The following is a 3,996-nucleotide window of genomic DNA, read 5'->3' as shown; positions in this document are numbered from 1 at the left end:
AGAAATCCACACAAAATTTCATTAAAACTACAACAGACAAAAACAAACTGTTTGAAGCAAAGGAAATTTTGTCCCAAAGCATAGAAAACCCACCTACCTTAAGGGAATTATCAAAACTTATTCAACTCAATGAATACAAACTAAAAAAAGGGTTTAAAGAGCTTTTTGGCACTACTGTATTTGGCTATATCCATAAAATTCGAATGAATATAGCCAAAAATCTTCTTTTGGAATCGGATAAATCAGCGAAAGAAATTGCATTTGAAACAGGATATAGTTCTCCTCAACATTTCTCAAAAGCTTTCAAAAAAGAATTTGGAGTAGCTCCCAAAAGTATTAGACATTATCCCAATGGTACAACAAAATAAATAAATCCCTCACCATATTTGAATCATTAATTCCTTAATCCCTAAATAAGATGAACAATACACTGATATTAAACAAAGAAATCGATTTCCCCGCCTCAAAAGAAAGCATTTGGAATTTATTAACTAACCCTGAAATGACCCGACAATATATGTTTGGTTGTGAAGTTTTGTCTGAATGGAAGCAAGGAAGTTCAATAACCTGGAAAGGAAAGTCAGAAAATGGTAAAGAAGTGACTTATGTAAAAGGAGAAATCATTGAAATCTTAAAAGGTGAAAAAGTTACCTTTAGCATGTTAGATCCTAACATGGGCATTGAAGATGTTCCAGAAAATTATGTGAATTTAACATACAACTTAGAAAAATCGGAAGATAGTACTCGTCTAAGATTAATTCAGGGAGATTTTGCCACTGTGGAAAATGGCAAGAAACGATATGAGGAAGCGATTAAAGGTTGGGAAATGGTTTTCCCATTAATGGAAAAAATTATAACAGATCAAATAACCAAAAGCGAAAACAAAAGGGTTCTTTGAAAGTTTTTGGGAGTATTCCTTTTACCCAGTACATTTTACACACTAGAAGGAATACTCCCAAACAAAACCATAAAATCAGTCAAAAAGCCATCTAAAGGCTATTACTCATTCAATGGTTCTATATTAACAATAGAAGGAACTTCGGCCTCCACAGGATTCATCTGTCCTTCACAGCAGGAAAAACTTGACAACTTCCAATCCCACCTGATTTTAAACTGTTTTCCCACAAAAGAAGAGTTACTTTCCAGGGTCTCTTCATCAAAAAGACTAATGTCACCTAATTCATTTTTCCCATTGCCAAAATCATAACGCTTTCCATTGGCATCTTCAAATACCAAATGAAAATAATCTCCCATTTCACTTCCAATAAAGGTGGCAGTCAATGGGTTTTCTGCTTCTTTCCATTCTACCTTAAGTCCTTCAAGATAGGCTTGCAAAGCTTCATTTTCACTAATGGACTGTTGGGAGCCTCCCTCCTGTTCAGAAACCCCTAAATCTTGAATAACTTCTGCATCTGTGCCTCCCATTTCACTTGTTACCCGCTCATCAGCTGTAGCTTCTGAATTTTCTTCCCCTGATTTAGATTCCTTACTACAACCGTTAATGAAAACAAATACAATTAATACGGACAATAGCTGAAAAAACATCCTCATCGATCTTACCCTAATCTTTAACATAGTCTTATAATTTAAAAAGTTGGAGCATCAAAGCTCAAAGTTTAATGCCTTTAAAAAGAAGTAATATTAATTGACCATGTACCTGAAGGTACAATAAGGAATCTCTTAATTTACTTTCTTCCTTCTCCTACGAATAGGACACTTGCTAGATAAATTAATAAAAAATGCAAGATTTAAAGGCTTGAAAATTAAGAAGCAATCCTTATGCCACTTATTAAATGGATCTGCAAATTATTTTTATTTTTTATGCCAACATCCCCATTCCTTACCCCATACTTTTAACTCCAATTGCTGCTTTCAGTTAGCAACATTTAAAATCCTTTTAAACTTATCAGACATTATAATTCTTCATAATTATCTTTTCAAATAACTTTGATGGAATGTATTTTCTTAAATGCACCGCAAATCGTTCTAGAATAGGCCCAACCCTATATTGAGGACGTGGAGAAGGGTGGTTTATAATATAATCCAACAGTTCAGCGATCTTTTTAGGGTCAGAGCCCTTTAACTCATCTTCTTCGGAACTTTGCAAACCACTTTTAAAACGTTTGGAATATGGAGAATTAGATTGAGACGACTTCGTCAATATTCGGTTCTCTGTAAACCCCGTATTAAAATCCCCGGGTTCAATTAAGACTGTATGAATACCAAAAGGCTTCACTTCCATCCGCATTACCTCTGTCAAACCCTTCAAAGCTGATTTGCTGGCGCTATAAGCTCCTTGAAAAGGAACCCCTATAAGCCCTGCAATAGAGCCAATATTTATTATATACCCGAATTGTTGGGTTCGCATTAAAGGAAGCACTTCATTGCATACCCGTAGTACGCCAAAGAAATTTGTTTCAAACTGAAATTTCATTTCTTCAATAGATGTGTCTTCCACTGCCCCAGCAATCCCAAATCCAGCATTATTAATCACCACATCCAAAAGGCCCTCCTTTTCCATAATGTAACTTATACCTCTTTTAACAGAGGCATCATCATTTACATCCATGTTTATCAACTCGTATGGAGTTTCTTTCTGGGGAGTTTTACGACTTGTCCCATAAACTCTATGGCCCCTTTGACTAAGGTATTCCGCACACACTTGCCCAATTCCGGAAGAGGAACCAGTAATTAAAATAACTTTAGAAGACATGGTTTATCCTTTTTAGTTTATTGCTTGGCACCATTAATTACCTATAATTAAATAATAGAAAGAAGATTTAACTTAATGGTGATCAAAAAGAAACTACGATTTTCCTCTTGATTATACAACATTTAGCCGTTCAGTATTTAAAATTCACCCTCTGCTTTGTAAAGTTTGATTCTATAACCCTACTCAATTTTTAATAAATAGAAAATTAACTCCAACCCGAAAAAAGATGGAAAATCTTAATCTAGATAAATCAAAATAGATTTGAAAAATCTTTCCTAATCATGGCCCCTCCCCTCCTACTGAAAGCCTAAGGAAAAATCAATTATAAAATGTATGTATTTCCCTAATGGTTACTATCAAGATTTTAAAGTTAAGTCAACTGCCTCTAATCTAATACTCCTCTCTTTCAACCAATTCCTTATTGCCACTAAGTTTCTGAGTATTCATTTCTTTCAATAATTGTTTAGTGGTTTTCCGGGAACCGTCATGACTCCATCCAGGAGCATAAAAAAGATATTGAAAGGCATACCTGGGGTGTTTCATAACATCCTTTATAATATCACTCCACTCATGAAAAGCTATAACTATTGGATTATAGGAATTGATATTTTTTGTCAAGCCATAATTTGGTCTTTCTTCTTCCTCCTTGAAAGTACCAAATATCCTGTCCCATATTACGAGTGTGCCTGCAAAATTTTTATCCAAATACTTAACGTCGGAAGAATGATGTACTCTGTGGTGAGAGGGCGTATTAAAAATAAACTCAAACCAGCCAGGCATTCTTCCAACAGCTTCAGTATGAATCCAAAACTGAAAAAGCAAATTGGTTCCCCTTAAAGTCAAAATCATGAGGGGAGGAAACCCAATAACGGCCAGCCACATCCAAAAAATAAAATCATAAAAAACTCCTGACCATTCCTGCCGCAAGGCTGTCCCCAAATTATATTTTTGAGAGGAATGATGGTTTACGTGACTGGCCCAAAAAATACGAACAAAATGACTGGTGGAATGAAAAAGGTAATAGGATAAATCCTCTCCAAAAAAAGCCAATACCCATACCCACCAGGAATAATCTAAATCCCATAATTTGAAATTATCATAGAGATATAGGTACACTCCCAAAAAAATAAATTTAGCAGGAATGCTAACAATTACATTACCAATACCCATGGTAAGACTACTGACCGTATCTTTGACTTCAAACCAGTCATGATGTTTTTCCCTTTTTCTGGCAATAAATATTTCGAGGATTATCGCCAGGACAAAAAATGGGATGGCGTACA

At 35.0% G+C, this 3,996-nt stretch carries 5 protein-coding genes; 2 read left to right on the top strand and 3 right to left on the bottom strand.

The window, feature by feature from the left end; all coding sequences use genetic code 11:
- Both E1171_RS05690 and E1171_RS05685 read left to right on the top strand, forming a co-directional pair.
- Positions 1 to 368 (top strand): helix-turn-helix domain-containing protein (locus E1171_RS05690; RefSeq protein ID WP_155204950.1); only part of this gene is annotated, 368 nt, incomplete at its 5' end.
- 50 nt (positions 369 to 418) lie between these two features.
- Positions 419 to 898 (top strand): SRPBCC domain-containing protein, encoded by a 480-nt coding sequence (locus E1171_RS05685; RefSeq protein WP_155204948.1) that lies wholly within the window; start codon positions 419 to 421, stop codon positions 896 to 898.
- Between the two features lie 101 nt (positions 899 to 999).
- Here the strand turns inward: E1171_RS05685 and E1171_RS05680 are convergent, their stop codons facing one another.
- The 3 genes from E1171_RS05680 to E1171_RS05670 form a co-directional block, all read right to left on the bottom strand.
- Complete coding sequence (locus E1171_RS05680) at positions 1,000 to 1,575, bottom strand: hypothetical protein (protein WP_155204946.1); 576 nt, start codon at positions 1,573 to 1,575, stop codon at positions 1,000 to 1,002.
- A gap of 331 nt (positions 1,576 to 1,906) precedes the next feature.
- The gene (locus E1171_RS05675) at positions 1,907 to 2,713 is read right to left on the bottom strand and encodes an SDR family oxidoreductase (protein WP_155204944.1); all 807 of its coding nucleotides are present in this window, start codon (positions 2,711 to 2,713) and stop codon (positions 1,907 to 1,909) included.
- Between the two features lie 390 nt (positions 2,714 to 3,103).
- A partial coding sequence (locus E1171_RS05670; RefSeq protein ID WP_155204942.1) for a sterol desaturase family protein occupies positions 3,104 to 3,996 on the bottom strand: 893 nt, incomplete at its 5' end.

This window comes from Xanthovirga aplysinae (assembly GCF_009711365.1).
Classification (GTDB): domain Bacteria; phylum Bacteroidota; class Bacteroidia; order Cytophagales; family Cyclobacteriaceae; genus Xanthovirga; species Xanthovirga aplysinae.
Note: the sequence above shows the minus strand (reverse complement) of the source record. Positions and strands in the feature narration are given on the sequence as shown.